17 protein-coding genes are annotated in these 20353 nt (G+C 63.6%); 9 read left to right on the forward strand and 8 right to left on the reverse strand.

The window, feature by feature from the left end:
- Position 1: 1 nt before the first annotated feature.
- Positions 2-1066 (forward strand): sulfate/molybdate ABC transporter ATP-binding protein, encoded by a 1065-nt coding sequence (locus BMZ79_RS14460; protein ID WP_090641223.1) that lies wholly within the window; start codon positions 2-4, stop codon positions 1064-1066.
- 76 nt (positions 1067-1142) lie between these two features.
- Positions 1143-2222 carry a sulfate ABC transporter substrate-binding protein gene (locus BMZ79_RS14465; RefSeq protein WP_090641224.1) on the forward strand — a complete coding sequence of 360 codons (1080 nt, stop codon included), beginning with the start codon at positions 1143-1145 and terminating at the stop codon, positions 2220-2222.
- Positions 2223-2363: 141 nt separating this feature from the next.
- Here BMZ79_RS14465 and BMZ79_RS14470 read toward each other — a convergent pair whose 3' ends face one another.
- The gene (locus tag BMZ79_RS14470) at positions 2364-3503 is read right to left on the reverse strand and encodes a PdaC/SigV domain-containing protein (RefSeq protein ID WP_177222146.1); all 1140 of its coding nucleotides are present in this window, start codon (positions 3501-3503) and stop codon (positions 2364-2366) included.
- Between the two features lie 194 nt (positions 3504-3697).
- Between BMZ79_RS14470 and BMZ79_RS14475 the strand changes: the two genes are divergently transcribed.
- The gene (locus tag BMZ79_RS14475; protein ID WP_090641226.1) at positions 3698-4759 is read left to right on the forward strand and encodes a YeiH family protein; all 1062 of its coding nucleotides are present in this window, start codon (positions 3698-3700) and stop codon (positions 4757-4759) included.
- An 84-nt stretch (positions 4760-4843) separates the two neighbouring features.
- Here the strand turns inward: BMZ79_RS14475 and BMZ79_RS14480 are convergent, their stop codons facing one another.
- Positions 4844-5647, reverse strand: coding sequence for a Cof-type HAD-IIB family hydrolase (locus BMZ79_RS14480; protein WP_090641227.1), 804 nt, complete (start codon positions 5645-5647; stop codon positions 4844-4846).
- Between the two features lie 71 nt (positions 5648-5718).
- On the reverse strand, positions 5719-6585 hold the full coding sequence (locus BMZ79_RS33610) for an AraC family transcriptional regulator (RefSeq protein ID WP_177222147.1): 867 nt from the start codon (positions 6583-6585) through the stop codon (positions 5719-5721).
- Positions 6586-6724: 139 nt separating this feature from the next.
- On the opposite strand from BMZ79_RS33610, the gene BMZ79_RS14495 reads away from it, so the two are divergent.
- The 3 genes from BMZ79_RS14495 (at position 6725) to BMZ79_RS14505 (ending at position 10920) form a co-directional block, all read left to right on the forward strand.
- Positions 6725-7663 carry an aldo/keto reductase gene (locus BMZ79_RS14495; protein ID WP_090641229.1) on the forward strand — a complete coding sequence of 313 codons (939 nt, stop codon included), beginning with the start codon at positions 6725-6727 and terminating at the stop codon, positions 7661-7663.
- A gap of 222 nt (positions 7664-7885) precedes the next feature.
- Entirely contained in the window at positions 7886-9325 is a 1440-nt protein-coding gene (locus BMZ79_RS14500; protein WP_090641230.1) for a S41 family peptidase, read from the forward strand.
- Positions 9326-9417: 92 nt separating this feature from the next.
- Positions 9418-10920, forward strand: a complete 1503-nt coding sequence (locus BMZ79_RS14505; protein WP_090641231.1) for an IMP dehydrogenase — start codon at positions 9418-9420, stop codon at positions 10918-10920.
- Positions 10921-11121: 201 nt separating this feature from the next.
- On the opposite strand, the gene BMZ79_RS14510 is transcribed toward BMZ79_RS14505, so the two are convergent.
- Positions 11122-11742, reverse strand: a complete 621-nt coding sequence (locus BMZ79_RS14510; RefSeq protein ID WP_090641568.1) for a DUF2087 domain-containing protein — start codon at positions 11740-11742, stop codon at positions 11122-11124.
- 690 nt (positions 11743-12432) lie between these two features.
- A complete protein-coding gene (locus BMZ79_RS14515; protein WP_256252743.1) occupies positions 12433-13200 on the reverse strand; it encodes a tryptophan-rich sensory protein in 768 nt (255 codons plus the stop codon).
- 169 nt (positions 13201-13369) lie between these two features.
- Between BMZ79_RS14515 and BMZ79_RS14520 the strand changes: the two genes are divergently transcribed.
- The gene (locus BMZ79_RS14520; RefSeq protein WP_090641232.1) at positions 13370-14074 is read left to right on the forward strand and encodes an MBL fold metallo-hydrolase; all 705 of its coding nucleotides are present in this window, start codon (positions 13370-13372) and stop codon (positions 14072-14074) included.
- Here the strand turns inward: BMZ79_RS14520 and BMZ79_RS14525 are convergent.
- The 3 genes from BMZ79_RS14525 to BMZ79_RS14535 all read right to left on the reverse strand — a co-directional run bounded on the left by BMZ79_RS14525 (position 14063) and on the right by BMZ79_RS14535 (position 17562).
- A complete protein-coding gene (locus BMZ79_RS14525; protein WP_090641233.1) occupies positions 14063-15034 on the reverse strand; it encodes a helix-turn-helix transcriptional regulator in 972 nt (323 codons plus the stop codon). The genes BMZ79_RS14520 and BMZ79_RS14525 overlap by 12 nt on opposite strands.
- A gap of 93 nt (positions 15035-15127) precedes the next feature.
- Positions 15128-16213, reverse strand: a complete 1086-nt coding sequence (locus tag BMZ79_RS14530) for an RluA family pseudouridine synthase (protein WP_090641235.1) — start codon at positions 16211-16213, stop codon at positions 15128-15130.
- A 515-nt stretch (positions 16214-16728) separates the two neighbouring features.
- Positions 16729-17562 (reverse strand): phytanoyl-CoA dioxygenase family protein, encoded by an 834-nt coding sequence (locus BMZ79_RS14535; protein ID WP_090641236.1) that lies wholly within the window; start codon positions 17560-17562, stop codon positions 16729-16731.
- A gap of 185 nt (positions 17563-17747) precedes the next feature.
- Here BMZ79_RS14535 and BMZ79_RS14540 point away from each other — a divergent pair, with 185 nt between their 5' ends.
- Together BMZ79_RS14540 and BMZ79_RS14545 are read left to right on the forward strand one after the other, a co-directional pair.
- Entirely contained in the window at positions 17748-18629 is an 882-nt protein-coding gene (locus tag BMZ79_RS14540; RefSeq protein ID WP_090641237.1) for an AraC family transcriptional regulator, read from the forward strand.
- Positions 18630-18779: 150 nt separating this feature from the next.
- Positions 18780-20321: a stalk domain-containing protein gene (locus BMZ79_RS14545; protein ID WP_090641238.1), complete on the forward strand. Its 1542-nt coding sequence runs from the start codon at positions 18780-18782 to the stop codon at positions 20319-20321.
- Positions 20322-20353 lie beyond the last annotated feature (32 nt).

A 20353-nucleotide genomic window follows, 5' to 3' on the forward strand; every position in this document is an offset into this window, starting at 1 on the left:
GATGCATATCGAGGTGCGCGGCTTAAACAAACAGTTCGGCGATTTCCACGCCGTGCGGGACGTGAGTTTCGACATCGCCAAAGGCCAGCTGATCGGCCTGCTCGGCCCGAGCGGCGGCGGCAAAACGTCGATTCTCCGCATGCTCGCGGGGCTGGAATCCCCGTCGTCGGGCGACATCGTGTTCCACGGCAAGCGGGTCAACGACCTGCCGCCGCAGGAGCGCGGCATCGGCTTCGTCTTCCAGAATTACGCGCTGTTCAAGCATATGACCGTGTACGACAACGTCGCGTTCGGCCTGAAGGTGAAGAAGGAGAAGAAGGACGTCATCCGCGAGCGCGTCATGTCGCTGATCGAGCTGACGGGACTGAAGGGCTTCGAGCACCGTTACCCGCACCAGCTCTCCGGCGGCCAGCGCCAGCGGGTCGCGTTCGCGCGGGCGCTCGCCCCGCAGCCGCAGCTGCTGCTGCTCGACGAGCCGTTCGCGGCCATCGACGCCAAAATCCGGACGGAGCTGCGCACGTGGCTGAAGGACATGATCGAGCGCCTCGGCATCACTTCGATCTTCGTGACGCACGACCAGGACGAGGCGATCGAGGTCGCCGACGAGATCATGATCATCAATAAAGGGCGGCTGGAGCAGAAAGGCACGCCTTGGGATATTTACAAGAGCCCGCAAACGCAGTTCGTGGCCAGCTTCATCGGCGAATCGACCATCGTCGAGAACGTGGAGCGGCTGCGGGGCTTCGAGGAGGCGGCCAACTGGCCGTCGACGAAGGCGCTGATCCGGCCGGAATACATCGAGATCGGCAAGCGGAGCGACTTCCGCATCCCGTCCGCGACCGTGGACGGCATCGTGCGGCATTTGCATTTCCGCGGCAGCGAGTGGATGGTCGAGGTCGAGATCGGGGACGTCAAGCTGATCACGTACCGTTCGCTCGAGAAGGACGTCCTGACGCCGGGCGAGCCGGTCAGCGTCCTCATCCACCGCGCGTATTTGTTCAACGACGACGACACGTGGATCATGGAGAACAAGCTGAAGGAAGACCCGATGCCGATCTACATCTAAGCATCCCGGCCGCGCGCGACAGCCGGCCGTCCCATCTTGGCGACTCGCTTGCCGAACAGAAAGTGTTGTGTGCACAATGAAACCTACCCTACTCAAAGGATGGCGGATTGCGGGTACGGCGCTTCTCGCGCTGACGCTTCTCCTGACGGCGGCCTGCGGGAAGGACGGCGGCGCGGAAGGCGCGGCGGACGGCGGCGCGCAGACGGCGCCCAAAGGCGGCGTGACGCTCGTCATCGGCGCGTATTCCGTCGCGAAGGACTCGTTCGCGGAGCTGCTGCCCGCGTTCGCGAAGCAGTGGAAGGCCGAGACGGGGCAGACGGTGACGTTCCAGGAATCGTACGAGGCCTCCGGCACGCAGGCGCGCGCCATCGCCGGCGGGTTCGAGGCGGACGTGGCCGTGCTCGCGATGGAAAGCGACATCGACAAAATCCAAAAGGCCGGCTTCATCACGGCCGACTGGCGCAAGCAGTTCGGCGACGCCGGCATGATCACGCGGTCGATCGCCGTCATGGGCACCCGCGAAGGGAATCCGAAGGGGATCAAGGACTGGGACGATCTGACCCGCAAAGGCGTCAAGGTGCTCTATCCGAACCCGAAGACGTCCGGCGGCGCGCAATGGGACATCAACGCGATGTACGGCGCGGGCTTGAAGGAATCCGAGGCGAAGACGGGCAAGAAGGATCCGGCGTACGCCAAGGCGTTTCTGGAGCGCATCCACCGGAACGTCGAGTCGCTCGACAAGAGCGGCCGCGCCTCCATGGCGGCGTTCGAATACGGCTTCGGCGACGTAATCGTTACCTACGAGAACGAATTGCTGGGCCGGAAGATGCAGGGCGTTCCGTACGAGGAAGTGATTCCGTCCTCGACGATCCTGATCGAGAACCCCGCGGCGGTCGTCGACAAGAACGTCGACAAGCACGGCACGCGCAAGGTCGCGGAGGCGTTCCTGGCTTACCTGCACAGCCCGGACGCCCAGCGGTTGCTCGCCAAGTACGGCTTCCGTCCCGTGAACGCCTCCGTCATGGAGGAGGTCAAGGACCGATTCGTCACGCCGCCGGGGCTGTTCGATATCTCGTACCTGGGCGGCTGGGCGGAAGTCCGCAATACGCTCTACTCGCCGAAAGGCATTTGGTACCAAATTCTGGCGGGTATCTGACGCACGCCGCGCCCTACCGAAACAAAGGCCCTGACCGCTTCGATGGAAGCGGCAGGGCCTTGTTCATGCTGGCTTGCCCGCCGCCGCGCGGGGCGGCGGGCGATGGTATGCGGCTACGGCTAAAAAGGGAATCCCCTCGCGTTAGTTCGCCGGCGCGGACGTCAGGATAATGGCTTGCTTCGTGTACGCCAGGTCGGCGTGCAGCACCCGCGCGAAGAAATCCAGGGGCACGTAGAGCGTGCCGTTCCTCGTCGCCGGCGCGGCGCCGAGCGTGAAGGGCGCCATGTCTTTGAAGCCATAGCGGTTCAGGTTGGCCGTTACTTTCGCCCAGTCGTTGCCCTTGGTCGCCTTGGTCTGATGCGTGCGCGCGTCGTAGCTGACCGTGTAGCCGAGCGCGGAGGCGACCGAACGCAGCGGCGCCATGACGGTATCGCCCGGGGCGGCGTACAGGACGGCCTTCACGTTCTGGCCGTTCGCCACGACCGGCAGCTTGACCGCGCCCGCGGGCACGGCCGCGCCGCCGTCCGGAATCGCGACCGCGACTTCCGGCATGCCGGCGGCATACGGCGCGATCTCGTATTGCTGGAAGATGACGTAGGCGACGCCGTTTTTGATATAGAACGCCTGATTATCGGCGATCGATTTGAACTGGTCGGCGAAGAAATCGTCCGGGCGCGCGTTCATCTCCGCTTGCACCGCGCGGTTGACGACGCTCTTGTAGTTCGCGCCGAAGAGGTCCTTCAGCTTGATCGGCGTTGCCTTCGCCTCGTTGCGGACGTTGTACGTCTCCGCGAGCGTGCCGCCGTGCGCGCCGCCCGTGTACGTATACGTCAGGACGCGGAACGAGAGGACGCCGTTCGCGGCCGCGCTTCCGTTCGAGATCAGCTCGGCTTTGACGGTAACGCCGTATGGGCGGAACGCGTACGAGCCGTCATTGGCGGCATAGTCGTCGGCTGCCTGCTTGGCGATCGCGTCCGCGGCCGCTTTCGCGCGCGCCGCGATGTTCGCGTTCAGCGCGTTTTGGTAGGCGGCGTCTTTCATGCCTTTGAGGACCGGAATTTCGAGATCGGTCTCGAGCTGGTCCGTCGATTTTTTGATGACGGTCGTCGTCATCTGCACGGCGCCGTTCGCCTGCGCGACGACGGCGACCGGAGCGGCTGCCGGCGATTGGCCCGCTTCCGCGGCGAACGCGAACGGCGCGGAAGCCGAGAGAAGGAGCGCGGAGCCGAGGACGGCGGCGGTCATCGTTTTGACGGGGCGGTTATGAGTATGGTTCTTCATGGGATCCCTCCTGAATGAGTCTACTTCTACTATAAACGCTTGCCCGCCGGATGATCGTAACAAAACGGTAACGAGTCCGTTAGGGCGCATCGCATAACGAATCTTGATTCGATTCATCATAAGGATTGATTTCTCTTATCGAAGAGCGGTCGGTATAATGGGAACCATCCCAAACGTACGGAGGCGGTACAGACATGTCGATTCCTTACTCCCTGAAACGGCCGCCCGGTTTTTCCCTCGCGCTGCTTCGCGCCTGCCGGCTGCGGCTCGGCGGCCTCGCGTTCACGCTGCTGATCGCGGCGGCCGGCTGCGGCTTGGCGCTTCTGCCGGGCTTTCGCTACGCCGGCCAAATGGCCTGCGCCATCCTGCTCGCGGTCGTCTACCGGCAGGCGCGGGGCTACCCCATGCGGCAGAAGGCCGGCATCCAGTTCGCGAGCAAGCATCTGCTGCGGCTGGCCATCATCCTCTACGGCCTCAAGCTGAACGTCGTCGCGATCTACGAGGAAGGCCTCGGACTGCTGGCCCGGGACGCGGCCGTCGTGCTGTTCGCCGTCGGCTGCACGATGCTGTTCGCGAGATGGCTGCGCGCGGACCTGCGGCTGTCGCTGCTGCTCGGCATCGGCACGGGCATTTGCGGCGCGGCGGCGATCGCGGCCGTCTCGCCGATTCTGCGCGCGAAGGAGGAGGACACCGCGGTCGGCGCCGGCCTGATCGCGCTGGTCGGCACGGCGTTCGCCGTCGCGTATACGCTGCTTCGCCCGCTGCTCGGCCTGACCGACGCGCAGTACGGCGTCTGGTCCGGCTCGAGCCTGCACGAGATCGCGCACGCCGCGCTCGCCGCGTCGCCGGCGGGCCAGGACGCGCTGGCGCTGGCGCTGCTCGCCAAGCTCGGGCGCGTGTTCCTGCTCGTGCCGGTCTGCCTCGCGATCGTGTACGTGCAGCGGCGACTGCGCCGCGGCGGCGCCGCGGCGCGCGGCGGCGAAGCGAAGACGCCGCTGCCGTTCCCGTGGTTCCTGCTCGGCTTCGCGGCCATGAGCCTGCTCGGCAGCAGCGCGTTCGGCCATCAGGTGCTGCAAGCGGCGCCGGGCGCGGTGAACGCTTTGACCGTCGCGACGACGTTCCTGCTCACGATGGCGATGGTCGGGCTTGGCTTGAACGTCGACCTGCGCAAGCTCGGCGGCGGGGTGCTGAAGGCGCTCGCGGCCATGGTCGCCGCGTCGCTGCTCCTGTCGGCGTGGACCTATTTCACGGTATAAGCCGCCGCCGCCGTCCGCGGCGCGCAGCGCAAAAAAGAGCTGCAAGCCCCGTCCGTTCGGACCGGAGGCTGCAGCTCTTCGCGTTTACACCGTTTGCAGGATGAATTTGTCGATGACGTGCTTGACGCCCTCTTCGTTGTTCGACTTCGTGACGTACTGCGCGATTTCCTTCAGCTTCGGCAGGGCGTTGCCCATCGCGACGCCGAGGCCGGCGGCTTCGATCATCTCGTGGTCGTTCCAGGAATCCCCGATGGCGATGACCTCGTCCAGCGTGCAGCCGATGTGCTCGGCCATGAACGCGATCGCGTGGCCCTTCGTGCCTTCCTTGTTCGTCACTTCCAGGTAATGCGGCTTGGACTTCGTGATGTGCGCGCGGTCGCCGATCAGAGGAGCCAGCTGCTCCGCCACCTCGTCCAGACGGGCGGGATCGTCGATCATGAGCATTTTCGCCGACGGTTTGGCCAGCAGCGACTCGAAGTCGGGCTCCACCGCGAACGGAATGTTCGACAGCGCGGAATAGGCGCGGGCTTTATCGTTGTCCTCCTGCACGTACAAGATATCGTCGATGTACAGCTGCAGATGAAGGCCGTTCGCTTTGCAAAAGGCGTACAGCTCCCGGGCCGCGTCTTCCGGCACGTACCGTTCGTACAGCACCTGCTCGTCGAGCAGCGTCTTCACCATGGAGCCCTGGTACGTGATGATCGGCACGTTCAGCTCGATTTGCTTGGCGATCTTCTTCGCCGACGGAAACATCCGGCCCGTGGCCAGCGTGACGAAGACGCCGCGCTCGATCGCGGCCGCCAGCGCCGCCTTGGTGCCCGGCGTGACGACGATGTCGTCCGTCAGCAGCGTGTCGTCGATGTCGATGGCAATCAGTTTGTAGGTCATGCTCTCCGCTCCTTCTCTCTATGGCTTGCATTGTCCTTGATTGTAGCGGAATTCGGGGACGGGAACAAGCGTTATCTTCGTAAAGCGCGGCGTCCCGCGAACTGCTGCCGGTAGGCGGTCGGCGTCATGTTTTCGCTCTCCTGGAACCGCTTGTTGAAGTAGCCGGCCGTCTCGTAGCCGGACTGGCGGGCGACCTCGCCGATGCTCAGCTCCGGCCGTTCCACGAGCAGCGCCTTGGCCCGCTGGATGCGGCAAAGCGTGACGAATTGCAGCGGCGTCCGGCCGACGGCGCGGCGGAACCAGCGGCAAAACGCATAGCGGTTCGTCCCCGCCCGCTCGGCCCAGGCGTCGAGGTCGAACGGCTCGGCCGCGGCGGCCTGCAGCTCCGGCAGCAGGGCGAGGATGCGCCGCGCGGCGGCGGCCGGCGGACCGGCGGCCGGCGCGGACAACGGCTCGGCCTGCTCGATGAATTCCGCGAGCACGCCGTACAGCAGCATGGCGACCCGGCTCGGATGAAGCAGCTTGTGCCGCTCGATTTCGGCGAGCAGCTCGTCGAACCGGGCCTCCAGCTCCGCCGCCGTGCGCGGCCGCCACGGCACGGCGCGGCGGAAGCCGCGCGCCTTCAAGTCCGCCGCGATCCCGCTGCCGTAGAAATGAATCCACTTGATCGCCCACGGATGATCGGGATGGGCGTAATAGACCTGCCGGTCGCCGGGGAAATACAGAAAGCAGTCGCCCGCCCGCAGCTCCCGCCGCCGGCCGTCCAGCTCGACGAAGCCGCTGCCGGCGGTCACGAGATGCAGGTTGAACGCCTGCATCGTGCCGGCGTCGCGGCGGACCTCGTGCTCGGGGTCGGGCAGGTAATGGCCGGCCGACTCCGGGAAGCAGTAGAAGCGGCCGGGGGATTGCAGCGGCAGGGTAAGATGGTTGCGGAACACGGCATCGCCTCCCGTACGCGTTGTTGTTAGCGTCAATATCGTGGTAACGCATGCAATATATTTCGATATGGCACGGCGGAATCCTTTACTATAATAAGCAATATAGATCAATTCCAGGCGCAAAGGAGAACGAATCGCCATGAAACGAATCGAAGTCGCGGGCATCCCGCAAGGCATTACGCAGCTGATCCAGGGCTCCATGATGCTGAAAGCCGAAGACATGGACTACTCGGGCGGGCTGCTCGACGCCTACGCCGCCGCCGGCGGCAACGCGATCGACACCGGCCACATCTACGGCGTCAGCTCGGCGCAAGCCATCGGCAAATGGATGGAAGCGCGGGGCAACCGCGCCGACGTCGTCGTGATCGGCAAAGGCGCGCATCCGTACGAGCAGTCGCGCATGACGAAGACGTGCATCCAGAACGATCTCATCGAGTCGCTGGAACGCTTGGCTACGGACTATATGGACGTCTACCTGCTGCACCGCGACGATCCCAACGTTCACGTGGGCTACATCCTCGAAGGCTTGAACGACCAGCTGGCGGCCGGCCGCTGCCGGGCGATCGGCGCGTCCAACTGGAGCGTCGCGCGCATCCGCGAGGCCAACGCCTACGCGGAGAAGCACGGCTTGACGGGGTTCAGCTGCAGCAGCCCGAACCTCGGACTCGCCCGTCCGATCGAACCCCGCTGGGCGGGCTGCGTGTCGACGACGGCCGAGGACGAGGCGTGGCACGAGCAGTCCCGCCTGCCGATCCTGTCCTGGTCGTCGCAATCCGGCGGCTTCTTCACGGACCGGTGCGCCCCGGACAAGCGCGGCGACGCCGACATGGTCCGCGTCTACTACAGCGACGAGAACTGGGAGCGCAAGCGCCGGGCCGGCGTCCTCGCCGAGAAATACGGCGTCACCGCAAACCAAATCGCGCTGGCGTACGTGCTGAACCAGCCGTTCCCGGTCGCGGCGATCATCGGGCCGCAGTCGCCGGCGGAGCTGAAGGACAGCGTCGACGCGCTGCCGGTCGCGCTGAGCGCCGAAGAACGCGCCTGGCTCAAGCTCGCGACGGAGACGGCGTCTCTGTAAAGCCGGCATCGGCGGCAGATCCGGTCCTCCGGGCTGCAGCGCCGCCGCGAAGCGGCATGACACGCAGCGAAGACCCCTATCGAGCACGCGGGAACGACGGCAGCGCCGTCCCTCCGCAAGCCTCGGAAGGGGTCTTTTTCGGCTGGGTTGGCGCGAACTTGCGGCGGCTCTCCGAATGCGATAGAGTGAGGAAACAGGTTCATTTGCGGAAGAGGTGTGGGAATGATTAGGTTCGGTGAGAACGCCGCGAAGCAGCGGCGAGTGACGCTCGTCGTGATCATGGCGATTTTGCTCTTGGGCGGCTTCTTCGTCGGCCGGCTGAGCATGCTGGCGCAATATCCGATCATCAAGGATCAGGCGTTCGGGAATTTATCGTACGCGTACAAGGAAATCATGAACGATTATTTGGACGGCGCGAAGTCCAAGGCGCTCGTCGACGGAGCGGCGGAAGGGATGGTCGGCTCGCTGCAGGATCCGTATTCCGTGTATTTGTCGGAGGACAAGGGCGAGGCCTACATGCAGTCGTACGAGGACCATTTCGTAGGAATCGGCGTGGAGATCCGGCAGGAGGACGGCGCGTTCATCATCGACGATATCATTAAAGGAGCGCCTTCCGAGAAATCGGGGCTGGAGAAGGAGGACGCCATCGAGACGGTCGACGGCAAGAGCGTCAAGGGCCTGACCTTCGACGACCTGAAGAGCAAGCTGCAGGGCAAGTCGGGCTCCACGGTCAAGCTCGAGGTGCAGCGGCCCGGCCGCAGCGGCATGGTGACGGTCTCCGTCAAGCGCGGCGACGTGCCGGTGCTGACGGTTTCCTCGGAGATGAAGGCGGACGGCGTGGGCGAGATCACGATCAGCCGGTTCGCGGAGAAGACGGCGCAGGAATTCGACGCGGCGGTCCAAAGCCTGCAGAAGCAGGGCATGAAGGCGCTGCTGCTGGATCTGCGCGGCAATCCGGGCGGGCTGCTCAACCCGACGATCGAGATCGCGAACCGGTTCGTGCCGAAAGGGAAGACGATCGTGCAGGTCGTCTACAAGGACGAGAAGCGGGTGCTCACGCATACGTCGAGCCAGAAGGAGCCGTGGACGCTGCCGATCGCGATTCTCGTGGACGGGCACACGGCCAGCTCCGCCGAGGTGCTGACCGCGGCGCTCAAGGATATGGCCGGCGCGCAGGTCGTCGGCGAGAAGACGTTCGGCAAGGGCATCGTGCAAAACTTCAACCAGCTGAAGGACGGTTCCGTGCTGAAGCTGACGGAGGCGCAGTGGCGGACGCCGAACGGGCAGTGGATCCACAAGAAGGGCATCGAGCCCAACGTGGCGGTCGCGCCGCCGGCTTACGCGCTGCTGCCGCGCCTCGACGCCGGCCTTAAGCTGAAGGCCGGGGATTACGGCGACAAGGTCGTCACCGTGCAGAAAATGCTGCAGGCGATCGGCTACGACACCGGGACGGGGTCGGGCATCTACGACGAGGCGACGGAGGCTGCCGTGCGCGCCTTCCAGCAGAAGGAGTCGCTGCCGGCGACCGGCGAGACGAACGACCGGACCGCCTACCGGATTTTGGATCGGCTGACGGCCAAATTCCAGACCGAGGATCCGCAGCGGAACAAGGCGATCGAGCTGCTGAAGGCGGCGGAAGCGGCCGCGTCGTCCGGCAAATAGGTTTAACATAACTTCCATTGCTTGTTCGTGGGCGCTGTGATATGCTTGTAAAAATTTATCCGGAATCCATCATCCCAGGAGGCGACTTTGTTTTGGCTTATTATTACATGGAACCGTCCCGCACCTTCAGCGAATTTCTGCTGGTGCCGAATCTGACGACGAAGGCGTGCAACCCGGCCAACGTTTCGCTCAAGACCCCGCTCGTGAAATTCAAGAAGGGCGAGCAGCCGGCGTATTCGCTCAACATTCCGTTCTCGTCGGCGGTCATGCAGGCCGTGTCGGACGATCGCATGGCCGTGGCGCTGGCGCGCAGCGGCGGCATCTCGTTCATCTTCGGCTCGCAATCCGTCGAGAGCCAAGCGGAGATGGTCCGCAAGGCGAAGAGCTACAAAGCCGGCTTCGTCGTCAGCCGTTCGAACCTGACGCCGGACCATACGCTGAAGGACGTGCTGGAGCTGAAAGAGCGGACGGGCCATTCCACCGTGGCGATCACGCACGACGGTTCCCCGAACGGCAAGCTGCTCGGCATCGTGACGGGCCGCGACTACCGGGTCAGCCGGGATTCGCAGTCCAAGTCCGTCGCCGATTTCATGACGCCGTTCGAGAAGCTGGTATACGGCAAATCCGGCATCACGCTGTCGGAAGCGAACGACCTGATCTGGGATCATAAGCTGAACTGCCTGCCGGTCGTCGGCGACGAAGGCAATCTGGAATACCTGGTCTTCCGCAAAGATTACGACGAGCACAAAGTGAACCCGATGGAGCTGCTCGACGCCAACAAGAGCTACATCGTCGGCGCGGGCATCAACACGAAGGATTACCGGGACCGCGTGCCGGCGCTCGTGGCGGCGGGCGTGGACGTGCTGGTCATCGACTCCTCGGACGGCTATTCCGAATGGCAGAAGGATACGATCGAATTCGTCAAGTCGAACTTCCCGCAAGTCAAGATCGGCGCCGGCAACGTCGTCGACAAGGAAGGCTTCCAATACCTGGTCGACGCCGGCGCGGACTTCGTGAAGATCGGCATCGGCGGCGGTTCCATCTGCATCACGCGCGAACAGAAGGGCATCGGCCGCGGACAAGCCTCCGCGCTGATCGAAGTCTCGGCGGCGCGCGACGCGTACTACGAGCAAACCGGCGTGTACGTGCCGATCTGCTCCGACGGCGGCATCGTGCACGATTACCACATCACGCTGGCGCTCGCCATGGGCGCGGACTTCGTCATGATGGGCCGCTACTTCGCGCGGTTCGACGAGAGCCCGACGCGCAAGCTCAAGGTCGGCAACAATTTCGTGAAGGAATTCTGGGGCGAAGGCTCCAACCGCGCCCGCAACTGGGAGCGGTACGACACCGGCGGCAAGGCGGGGCTCATGTTCGAGGAGGGCGTCGATTCCTACGTGCCTTACGCGGGCGGCTTGCAGGAGAACATGAGCAAGACGCTGCACAAGATCAAATCGACGATGTGCAACTGCGGCTCCATCTCCATTCCGGAGCTCCAGCGCAACGCGCGGATCACGCTCGTCTCCGCGACCAGCATCGTCGAGGGCGGCGCGCACGACGTCATCCTGAAGGAAAACAACATCGCCGGCGAATAAGCCGGGACGGCGCAAGAAGGCTGCATGGAACCGACGAGGTTCATGCAGCCTTCTTTGCGTGCCGATTGCGTCTGGGTTGCGAAATCGCGGCTCTGGGGCGAATAGGCTTCGGACGCCGGCCTTTGCCTTGGCGATTGCCTTGCCGGGTGTTTTTTTTGCGCGTCTTCCAGTAGGCCGATTGCCCGTTCTTCGCCCGCGCGCTTACGCCAGCGTCTCCCAGCGCTCCCACATCTCGCGCGGGTTGCGTTCGTACACTTCACGCTCCCGGTACAGGTACGCGTGCATGATGAATTCGCGCCGGATCGTGGCGAAGTCGGGATGATACGCTTGGATGAAGGCGTTCAATTCCTTCTCCGTGTAGCTGCGGCCCTCCTGCAGCCGCTCCGCCAGATGCTCCAGCACGATCCGCTTCTTCTTCAGCTGGGCGGGAATATGCTTCAGCTTGCCGTCCGCGGTAAAGAAATTGCGCAGCACGGACTGCTTCAGCTTCTCGTTCTTCTCGTTCTTCTCGTCCATCGGTTCCGCCTCCTTCGCGGGCTCGGCTTCCGCCGGTTTGGCCAGCATGGCCTGCAGCGCCCCTTCGTACTGCTTCACGAAATACCGGTCCAGCGAGAAATAGATCGCGTTCTTGTCGCGCCGCTCGCGGATCAGGCTTACGCCCCGAAGCTTCCCGGCGTGATGCGTGATCGTGGCGGGGGAGAGGAACAGCTTCTCCGCCAGCTCCTGGCCGGTCAGCTCGCCTTCCGCCAGCAGGATCAGCATGCGGACGCGGGTCGGATCGGCCAGCGCTTTGTGATAATTGACGAGTTTGTCGAGCTGCATCATGGCGATCGCCGCCTTTCTGTGGTTTGGCTTTCATCGAATTCGGGGGTCATTCAATTTGGTAATCATTAAATTTGACGGCCATCAAATTTATCGCCGATTAAATTTAATAATTATCTAATTAGATAGTAATCTAATCCGATTGTCGGAGTCAAGCGTCGTTTGCCTATATGTTGCGATAGACCCGTCCTTAGGTTAGGCGCGCGAAACGGATCCGCGGGCTGCCCGGCGCATGCGGAGAACGCGCAAATAGGGATCCCGCTCGTCGGATGACAACCGGAATCCCTATGCTTTCGTTCTACGCCTATTCAATTGTCTTTCGCGCTCCGTTTCTAAAATGCGCTTCCACATTTTTCAGATTTTGTGCTGCTTTGGCGCCGTTCGAGCGTTGCTGCCGGGCCCCGCATGCTCCTCGTCTTCGCGCGTCCGCATGGCGCCATTCGCGGGACCGCATCGGAACATGCTTCGCTTGCCGTCTCCAATGGACTATCCCCTTCCGTCGGAACGTGGATGTCAGATCAGCAAGCCCGAAAGCATCGTCCCCGCGGGAGAAGCGTCCGTTCCGCTTGATCTGGCTTCAGTGTACAGGTTGACGTAAATTTTGTAAATATTCAGAAAATTATAAAATATCCCGTTTGCCGCCGAATCATGGCCCTAATCCACGGGATGCTCGCCTATCTTTACAATTCCTCAATTTGGCGAACGATGTCGCAAACGGGGAAGCGCGGCGAGCGACGCGATGGCAAGCAGGAGGGCAGCCGTACCGGATGCGGCTGCGATAGCCGGGTGATCGGCTTGCTTGACGGCGATGGCAGCGAACGCCCATGCGAAGACGAGCGCGTACGTCCCGTCCCCGTTGCTCCGCAGGGCCGTAAGCGCAAGCGCGGCGGCAAGCGCAAGAAGCATGTAGGCCCACGGGCTGCCCGCGAGCCGGAAGCCGCGCCAGCCGGCGTCGTCGATCACGACCGCGAAGTTCACGATCGCGGCGATGCTGATCCAGCCGAGATAGAGACTGAACGGCAGCCGGACTAGCCAGCGTTCGCCGGCGGTCGGCGTCCCGCGCCGGCTTCGGACGCGGCGGTAGACGACGATGAGCGCAAGCAGCAGCGCGAGCATGACGCCGCCGCTCGCGGCGACGAATTCGTAGTGCCAGACGACGATCCAGGCCGCGTTCAGCAGACAGCTGACCGCGAACCAAGGTCCGATGCGCGCGGCGGAAGGCCGCGAACGGCCGGCGGGCGAGAGCTGATAGACGACGAACCCGGCCAGAAGCGCATAGATGACCGACCAGATGGCGAAAGCGTAACCGGCTGGCGTGATCAGCACGGGGTGGCGGTCCGATAATTCCCCGGTCGTCCGGTCGTTGAGCGGCAGCCATACGGCCAGCGCGTTGAAGGTCAGCATGACGGCGAAGGCAACCGGATTCAGCATGCGAATGAAGCGATGAAAACGATGCATGGGCGATTCGCTCCTTTCCTCTACGGTCATTATTCCCACTGGCGGGTCAGGATGAAACGGCGCATGAAATTGAGCATTGACAGCCGGAAGAATTTGTTCTATATTATAACCAACGGTTAGTAACCAGTGGTTACAAATGAAGCAATAAGAAGAGAGGGCGGAGATACGGATGAAAATCGAACGGATTTCGGAGCATGTGTGGAGCTTGAGCACGTGGGTCATTATTCCGATTCATGTGTGGGCGGTCGTGGAGAAGGACGGCATTACGCTGGTGGACGCGGGAATATCGATGATGACGAAGGGAATCGCGGAATTCGCGGAGAAGCGGCTCGGCCTCCCGCTGCGGCGCATCGTGCTGACGCACGGCCACGGGGATCATACGGGGGCGGTCAAGAAGTTGGCCGAACGCTATCCGGACGTGACCGTCTATGCGCATGAGATCGAAATTCCGTATATGGAAGGAAAGCTAGCCTACCCGGGACGCAAAAAGCCGCAGCAATCCGTCGCGCCGGGGCTGGCGAATCCGCTGCCCGCGGTCGCGGACGGCACGCTTGCCCGAGTGGGCGGGCTGTCCGCGCATTTGACGCCGGGCCATTCGCCGGGCCACGTCGTGTACTTCCACGAGGCGGACGGCGTTATGCTGGCGGGCGATCTGTTCACGTCCAAGGGCGGACGCCTCCGCAAGCCGATGCCGATGTTTACGGCGGACATGGCGGAAGCGGTCCGCAGCAGCGAGATCGTGCGCAAGCTTCGCCCTTCGCGGCTCGAAGTGTGCCACGGCGGCGCCGTCCTGAATCCGGCGGATCAACTGGATGCGTATCAGCGAAGCCAAGGCTTTGCCGGCGGGGGCGGAGGCGTTTCGTTACAGCGCTGAGTTGTAATGCTCGTGGAGCTCTAAGGCCAGGCTCGCCATGCGCGCCTTCAATTCGGGCGGGCCGAGAACGGTCAGCTTGGCGCCGTAGCCGAGCAGGTAGTAGGGGACGTAGGTGAGCATCGCGTTCTCCTCGAACATGAACTGCGCCCGGTCCTTCGCGCGCTCGACGAGCGAATCGCCGAACGGCCCCGTTTCGCAGAGCGCGTTCAACGTTTCCGGCTTGCCCTCCACGCCGACCGCGATCAGCTTCTCGCCGTCGGCGCTGATCCACGGCTTCAGGAATTGCAGCAGATAGCCGCGGGCGGAGAAGTCCGCGGGCCGCTCGAAGGCCGCGTCGGTCGGCTCGGCCGAGACGATGCGGTCGACGCGGAAGCTGCGGATTTCCTCCCGCAGATGGCAGTGGGCGACGACGTACCATTTGCCCTTCCAATGCACGAGGCCGTACGGGTCGATGCGCCGCCGCTGCGGCTCGAGCCCGACGCCTTTATGGTGCTCGATCAGCATCGTGCCGTTCCCGGCGACGGCCGCCTCGAGCTGCCGCAGCAGCGGCGCCATGCCTTCGTCCGGACCGGAGCTGATGACGTCGAAGCCGACGAGATGGCGGTCGATCGCGGTCCGCTGCTCCTCGCTCGTATACCGCTTCAGCTTCGTCAGCGCCTGCCGGAGCACGTCGCCGTACGGGTAGCCGGCTTCCTGGGCGAAGACGGCCGCCTGCAGGAGCGCCTTTTGCTCCTCGAGGTCGAAGAAGAGCGGCGATTCCTTGAACTGCGGCAGGAGGCTGTAGCCCCCGTTATGGCCGGAGTCCGCCACGATCGGCACGCCGCTCGCGCACAGCGCGTCGATGTAGCGGTAAACCGTGCGAATATGCATTTCCAGCGCATCGGCCAACTGCTTGGCCGTCATGCGCTTGTTTGCTTTGAGCAGCCAGAGGATGGCGAGCATGTTGTCGGCTTTGGACACGGGGGCACCTCCTTGCGGTGGATGGGAATCGTCCGGGCCGCGGCCTTCCCGAATTCGGGCTCAGCCGCGTCGCGTCCGGACCGGGCCGGCCGCTCAACGCGGGCCGGCGCTCTCCTTGAACGGCTGCAGGAACGCTTTCGGAATCGGCGTTTCGAACCGCATCGTCTCGCCCGTCCGGGGATGCTTGAACGCCAGAACCCGGGCGTGCAGGCCGAGCCGGCCGATCGCCTTCGACCGGGCGCCGTACTTCTTGTCGCCGACGATCGGATGGCCGATGTCCTCCATGTGGACGCGGATCTGGTTTTTGCGTCCGGTTTCGAGCGACAATTCGAGCAGGGAGAACTGGGCGCCGCTTTGCAGCAGCTTGTAGTGCGTGACGGCGTGCTGCGCGCCTTCCGGATTGTTCGTCGAATACATCTTGAGCGTCTTGGTCTCCTTCAGGTACGACGAAATCGTGCCCTCCGGCTTTTTGACCTTGCCTTCGACGAGGGCGACGTACGTGCGCTCCTCCACGTCGTCCTGCCAAGCGTTCTGCAGCTTCTGCTGCACCTGCTCGCTCTTCGCGAACATCATGACGCCGGACGTATCGCGGTCGAGCCGGTGCAGCACGAAAATCCGGCTGTTCGGATCGGCCGCGCGCACATGCGCGGTCAGCTGCCGGTACGCCGTCAGCTCGTTCTCCTGCCCGGTCGAGACGGAGAGCAGGCCCGCGTCCTTCGCGACGACGACGACGTCGTCGTCCTCGTGCAAAATCGCCAGGCCGATCAGCGGCGGCTTCTCGGCGATGCGTTCCTTGGACACGGTGACCGTTTGGCCGGGCCGCAGGGCATGGTTGTACAGCTTGACCGGCGTGCCGTCGACGGCGACCTGGCCGCGGCTCAGCATCGATTTGAGGGCGTTGCGGCCTTCGCCGGCGACGTGCTGCAGCAGGAAAGCGAGCAGCTCCGACGGCTCGTTCACTTCGTAGGCGCGGACCGGGGGCTTGACCGGACCGCGGAGCTGCGCCGCGGGTTTGGCCGGGCCGCGCTGCCGCGCCGCGGGCGGTTTGCCGGCCGGCTGCGGCCGGCCCGCGGGCTTGCCGTGCGCCCGGGCCGAGGCGCCGCGCGGCGCGGACTTGCCGCGGGCCGCCGGGCCGCCGTTTTTTTTGGCGCCGGGGGTATGCGATACGTTCTTATCCATGGGGTTCATGCGCTCCTATACGTGCAATCTGATTTCTACTATACCGAAAGCGGCGGGGGCTTACAAACGCGAATGCGGCGGGACGGCGGATGATTTTAGGGGAGAAGAGTCATCGAGGCGCCGGATTGCGGCCGAGCCCGGGGGGCGTTGCACTCCGGCCGGCTCGAGGGATTCGGGATGTTCCGAGTCCGGAAAGAGCAGGCGGACGATAGGTTGAGCGGAAACGGAGGTACAAGCGCGATTATCAGGGCTACCTACATCCTATCTTGGGCCTACCTTCGGCCTACCTCCGTTTCCTGCCTTCGCCCTATCCTCGGCCTGCCTCAGGCTCCCCCCTTGCGCCGCCCTTGCCGCTTTACGCCCGAAACGGACCGCGCTTACGTCATGACCGCGCTTCTTCGACCCCCGCCTCCGCCGCTCTAAGCCCGCGCCGAACCCCCGCCGGCTCCGCCGCGCACAAAAATAGCCTCCGGCTCGCCTAATGGCGGGAACGGAGGCTTATGCTTCCAAGAAGCTTAAATGCTGACGCGCTGTTTGTTGTACACTTCCGGGAAGTGGTCGCCGACGAGCAGCTCGCCCGGCTGGACGTTGACGTACGACAGCATGGCGTGCTCGCCGACCGGCTCGTAGCGCGTATGGCCCGGCATGTAGTGAACGGCGATCGCGCGGCGCTTCAGATCGGAGCGGTTATGCGGGCTGCCGTGCCACGTGAGGCAGTGGTGGTAGCCGACCTGGCCCTTCTTGATTTCGAACGGCACGGCTTCGACGACCGCGTTGTTCGGCAGCATCTCCGGACGCTTGTGATACGGCTTGAAATCCGGCGTGCTGGACAGGTAGCGCTGGTGGTTGCCCCACTTGTGGCTGCCCGGCACCATCCACATGCAGCCGTTCTCGATGACCGCGTCGTCCAGCGCGACCCAGGCGCTGACGAGGTCGGCGGGCTGGATGATCGGCCACAGCGGGTGATCCTGGTGCCAGGCCGTCGGTCCGCCCGTCACCGGCGGCTTGTATTGGATTTGGTCGTGCCAGATGCGCAGCGAGTCCGTATGGCAGAGCTGGGCGACCTCTTCGCAAATCCGAGCGTTTCCGGCATGCTGCAGGAACAGGTCGCTCGCCATCCAAATGTTGACGATTTGCACGACCTTCTCGCTCGCGATCATCTTCATGTTGTCGTACGGGGAATCCGATTCCAGCATGTTGCGGTTCAGCACCGGCTTCCTGACCGTCTCGCCGCCCATCACCTTGTCGAGCTCCTCGCGCAGCGCTTCGACCTCCGCGTCGCTCAAGACGACGTCGCCTTTCAAAAATCCGTTGTTTTCAAATTCGTTCAATTGTGCTTGACTTAACATAGCGTATTTCCTCCCTGAGTCGTCGTTTTCGATGGCGTTGCCTTCCGATGAGCTAAGCATACGCCATCGTGAAAGCGGTGTATTTGCACGGACGAAACAGGGCTTTGCACTTTTCTAAGATCCTCATCGCATCCACGAAGCGCCGGCCCGCCAGCCGCGCATCAACCGAAAGGAGGCGCGGCGCCATGACGCAGCGCGAAGGGGAGATTCGTCTCGGGGCGCTCGAAGAACTGCAGCCGACGGTCAATTTCGCGAGCCATGCCTTCACCGAGGCCGGGACGACGTTCGGTCCGCGGATCATTCCGGACTATCAGCTCTTCTATCTCGTGTCCGGTCGGGCCAAGCTCGTCGTCGGCGGCGAGGTCCGCACGCTTCGGCCTGGCGAATTCGCGCTCTACGGGCCGGATTGTCCGCACGCCATCTCCATCCTGGAGGACACCGTCTTCATCGGCATCCATTTTCATGTGCGCCATGCGTCGCCCGTGCCGGTGCATCCCGCGTTCTCGATCGTCATGACGGACGAGGCGGAGCTGGGGGCGAGCGCGCGCGGCCGCTACCTGCTGGCGCTGGACGGCGGGGAGGAGCTGGAGCTGCCGCCGTTCCAGACGGTGCCGGGACTCGAACCGACCTTGATGCGAATCGTGAAAGAATACATGAACGAACAGCCCGGTTTTGCGATGCTGCTGCGCGCGCTCATGACGGAGCTGCTGCTGCTCGTCGTGCGGCACCGCCTGGCCGATCGTCCGCAGTCGGCGGAGCGCGGCAAAATCGAGCCCGCGCTGCAGGCGATCCACCGGGAACCGGAGAAGCAGTGGACCGTGGCCGAGCTCGCGGCGCTGTGCGGGTACCACGCGATCTATTTCTCGTCGCTGTTCCGGAAATGCACGGGCGAGAATCCGAAGCAGTACCTGATCTCGCAGCGCATCCGGAAAGCCAAATTCCACTTGCTGAGCGGCGAGAAAATGGAAGCGATCGCCGAGCGCCTCGGCTATGCCAGCGTCCATTATTTCTCCCGCAATTTCAAGGAGGAGACCGGCCTGACGCCCACGGAATTCAAGCAGCAGTAGCCGGCTAAGCGACTGTTTGCGCAGCCGGGAAAAGCCTGCTATTATTTGCGGATTCTTCTAAATAGATTCATCCTAATTTCATAGACAAAGTAGGGCTGCGGTGCTACCATAAAATAACGCAAGATTAGGAGATTATGGAGGAACCGCCCTGTGAATTCGAACGTCAACCTCAAGCAACGCATGCTCTCGTCCGTACTCGCCGCCGGGCTCGTTCTGACGCCGGCCGTCGCGCTGGGAGCGCCCGGCCATGCCGCCGCGGCGTCCGCGCAAACCGCCGCGGCTTCGGTCTACGTCGACGGCGCGAAGCTGGCGCCGAGCCCGTCTCCCGTCGCGTCCAAAGGCACGACCTTCGTGCCGATGCGCGCGATATTCAAGGCGCTTCATGCCAACGTGACATGGGAAGAAAGCACCAAAACGATTTTGGCCGTCAAAGGGGCGACGACGATCTCCCTGCAGATCGGCGCGAAGAAGGCCGTCAAGAACGGCAAGACGATCGCGCTGACGGAAGCGCCGATGCAAGTGAAGGGCGCGACGATGGTGCCGCTCCGGTTCATCGCCGAAGCGCTCGGCGCGGACGTGAAGTACGACGCGGCGAAGCATGTCGTGCGCATTAACTCCGCCGAAGCGATTCAGCAGCAGAAGGAAGCCGAATGGGAGAAAGAGCAGGCAACCAACCAGCCGAAGGCGCTGACGACGAAGCAGATCGTCGCGAAGAACGACGGCAAGGTCGTCATGATCACGACGGACCAGGGACTCGGCAGCGGCGTCGTCATCGCCGAGGACGAAATCCTGACCAACTACCACGTCGTCGCCGACGCTACGAAAGCGTCCGCGACGCTGCTGAACGGCCGCCAAATCGAGCTGCAGGGCCTCGTCGGCTACAGCGAGGAGGACGATCTGGCGATTCTGAAGACGAAGACGCCGCTCGGCATCGCGCCGGTCGACATCGGCCTCGGCGTGCAGAAGGGCGACCACGTCGTCGCGATCGGAAGCCCGCAGGGCATCCAGAACACGGTGTCGGACGGTTTGATCAGCAACCTGTCGGGCGCCGCCGGCGACCCGTATCAATACCAGATCAGCGTGCCGATCGACCATGGCAGCTCCGGCGGCGGCCTGTTCAACGAGTACGGCCAGCTCGTCGGCCTGACGGCGGCCGGCATCGACGATACGCAGGCGGATTTGAATTTCGCGGTGCCGTCCTATAACATCATGGCGCTGCTGTACGATATCGAGGAGAATCCGCCGGCCAAGATCGCGTTCCTCCCGAGCAAGCTGCCGGACTCCCTCAAAGGCGCGACGACGGACGAGATCCGCGAGCTGATGGAAGATCAATTCGCGGTCATCTCGAGCTCGCAGGGCGGGACGGAGCTGAAGCAGTTCGAAGCGAAGCGCGACGCGGACGGCTGGCTCGTCATCACGGCGCTCATCGATCCGGCGTACTACATGCTGTACGGCCACGCGTCGAGCGAAGATCTGCGTTACTGGGCGATCGATACCGGCTATAAACTGCGCGAGCTGCTGCCGGACGAGAACATTCAGCTGACGGTCTACTACGACCAGACGTTCAGCTTCGAGCCGCGCGGGTTCGACGCGGGCGAAGTCACGGCGAACGGCGACGGCACGTGGCGCGTCCGTTTCCCGGTTATCGACTACCAAGGCAAAGACAAGGCGATCGTGCGCGTGAACGCGTAAATCGCGCGTGCGAAAGAAGCGGTTCCGTTCGG

The organism is Paenibacillus sp. UNC496MF, assembly GCF_900113915.1.
Taxonomy (GTDB): domain Bacteria; phylum Bacillota; class Bacilli; order Paenibacillales; family Paenibacillaceae; genus Paenibacillus_Z; species Paenibacillus_Z artemisiicola.

Coding starts and splice junctions, on each gene's coding strand:
- BMZ79_RS14460 (WP_090641223.1), top strand. CDS start 2: ATGCATATCGAGGTGCGCGGCTTAAACAAACAGTTCGGCGATTTCCAC.
- BMZ79_RS14465 (WP_090641224.1), top strand. CDS start 1,143: ATGAAACCTACCCTACTCAAAGGATGGCGGATTGCGGGTACGGCGCTT.
- BMZ79_RS14470 (WP_177222146.1), bottom strand. CDS start 3,503: ATGAAGAACCATACTCATAACCGCCCCGTCAAAACGATGACCGCCGCC.
- BMZ79_RS14475 (WP_090641226.1), top strand. CDS start 3,698: ATGTCGATTCCTTACTCCCTGAAACGGCCGCCCGGTTTTTCCCTCGCG.
- BMZ79_RS14480 (WP_090641227.1), bottom strand. CDS start 5,647: ATGACCTACAAACTGATTGCCATCGACATCGACGACACGCTGCTGACG.
- BMZ79_RS14495 (WP_090641229.1), top strand. CDS start 6,725: ATGAAACGAATCGAAGTCGCGGGCATCCCGCAAGGCATTACGCAGCTG.
- BMZ79_RS14500 (WP_090641230.1), top strand. CDS start 7,886: ATGATTAGGTTCGGTGAGAACGCCGCGAAGCAGCGGCGAGTGACGCTC.
- BMZ79_RS14510 (WP_090641568.1), bottom strand. CDS start 11,742: ATGCAGCTCGACAAACTCGTCAATTATCACAAAGCGCTGGCCGATCCG.
- BMZ79_RS14515 (WP_256252743.1), bottom strand. CDS start 13,200: ATGCATCGTTTTCATCGCTTCATTCGCATGCTGAATCCGGTTGCCTTC.
- BMZ79_RS14520 (WP_090641232.1), top strand. CDS start 13,370: ATGAAAATCGAACGGATTTCGGAGCATGTGTGGAGCTTGAGCACGTGG.
- BMZ79_RS14530 (WP_090641235.1), bottom strand. CDS start 16,213: ATGGATAAGAACGTATCGCATACCCCCGGCGCCAAAAAAAACGGCGGC.
- BMZ79_RS14535 (WP_090641236.1), bottom strand. CDS start 17,562: ATGTTAAGTCAAGCACAATTGAACGAATTTGAAAACAACGGATTTTTG.
- BMZ79_RS14540 (WP_090641237.1), top strand. CDS start 17,748: ATGACGCAGCGCGAAGGGGAGATTCGTCTCGGGGCGCTCGAAGAACTG.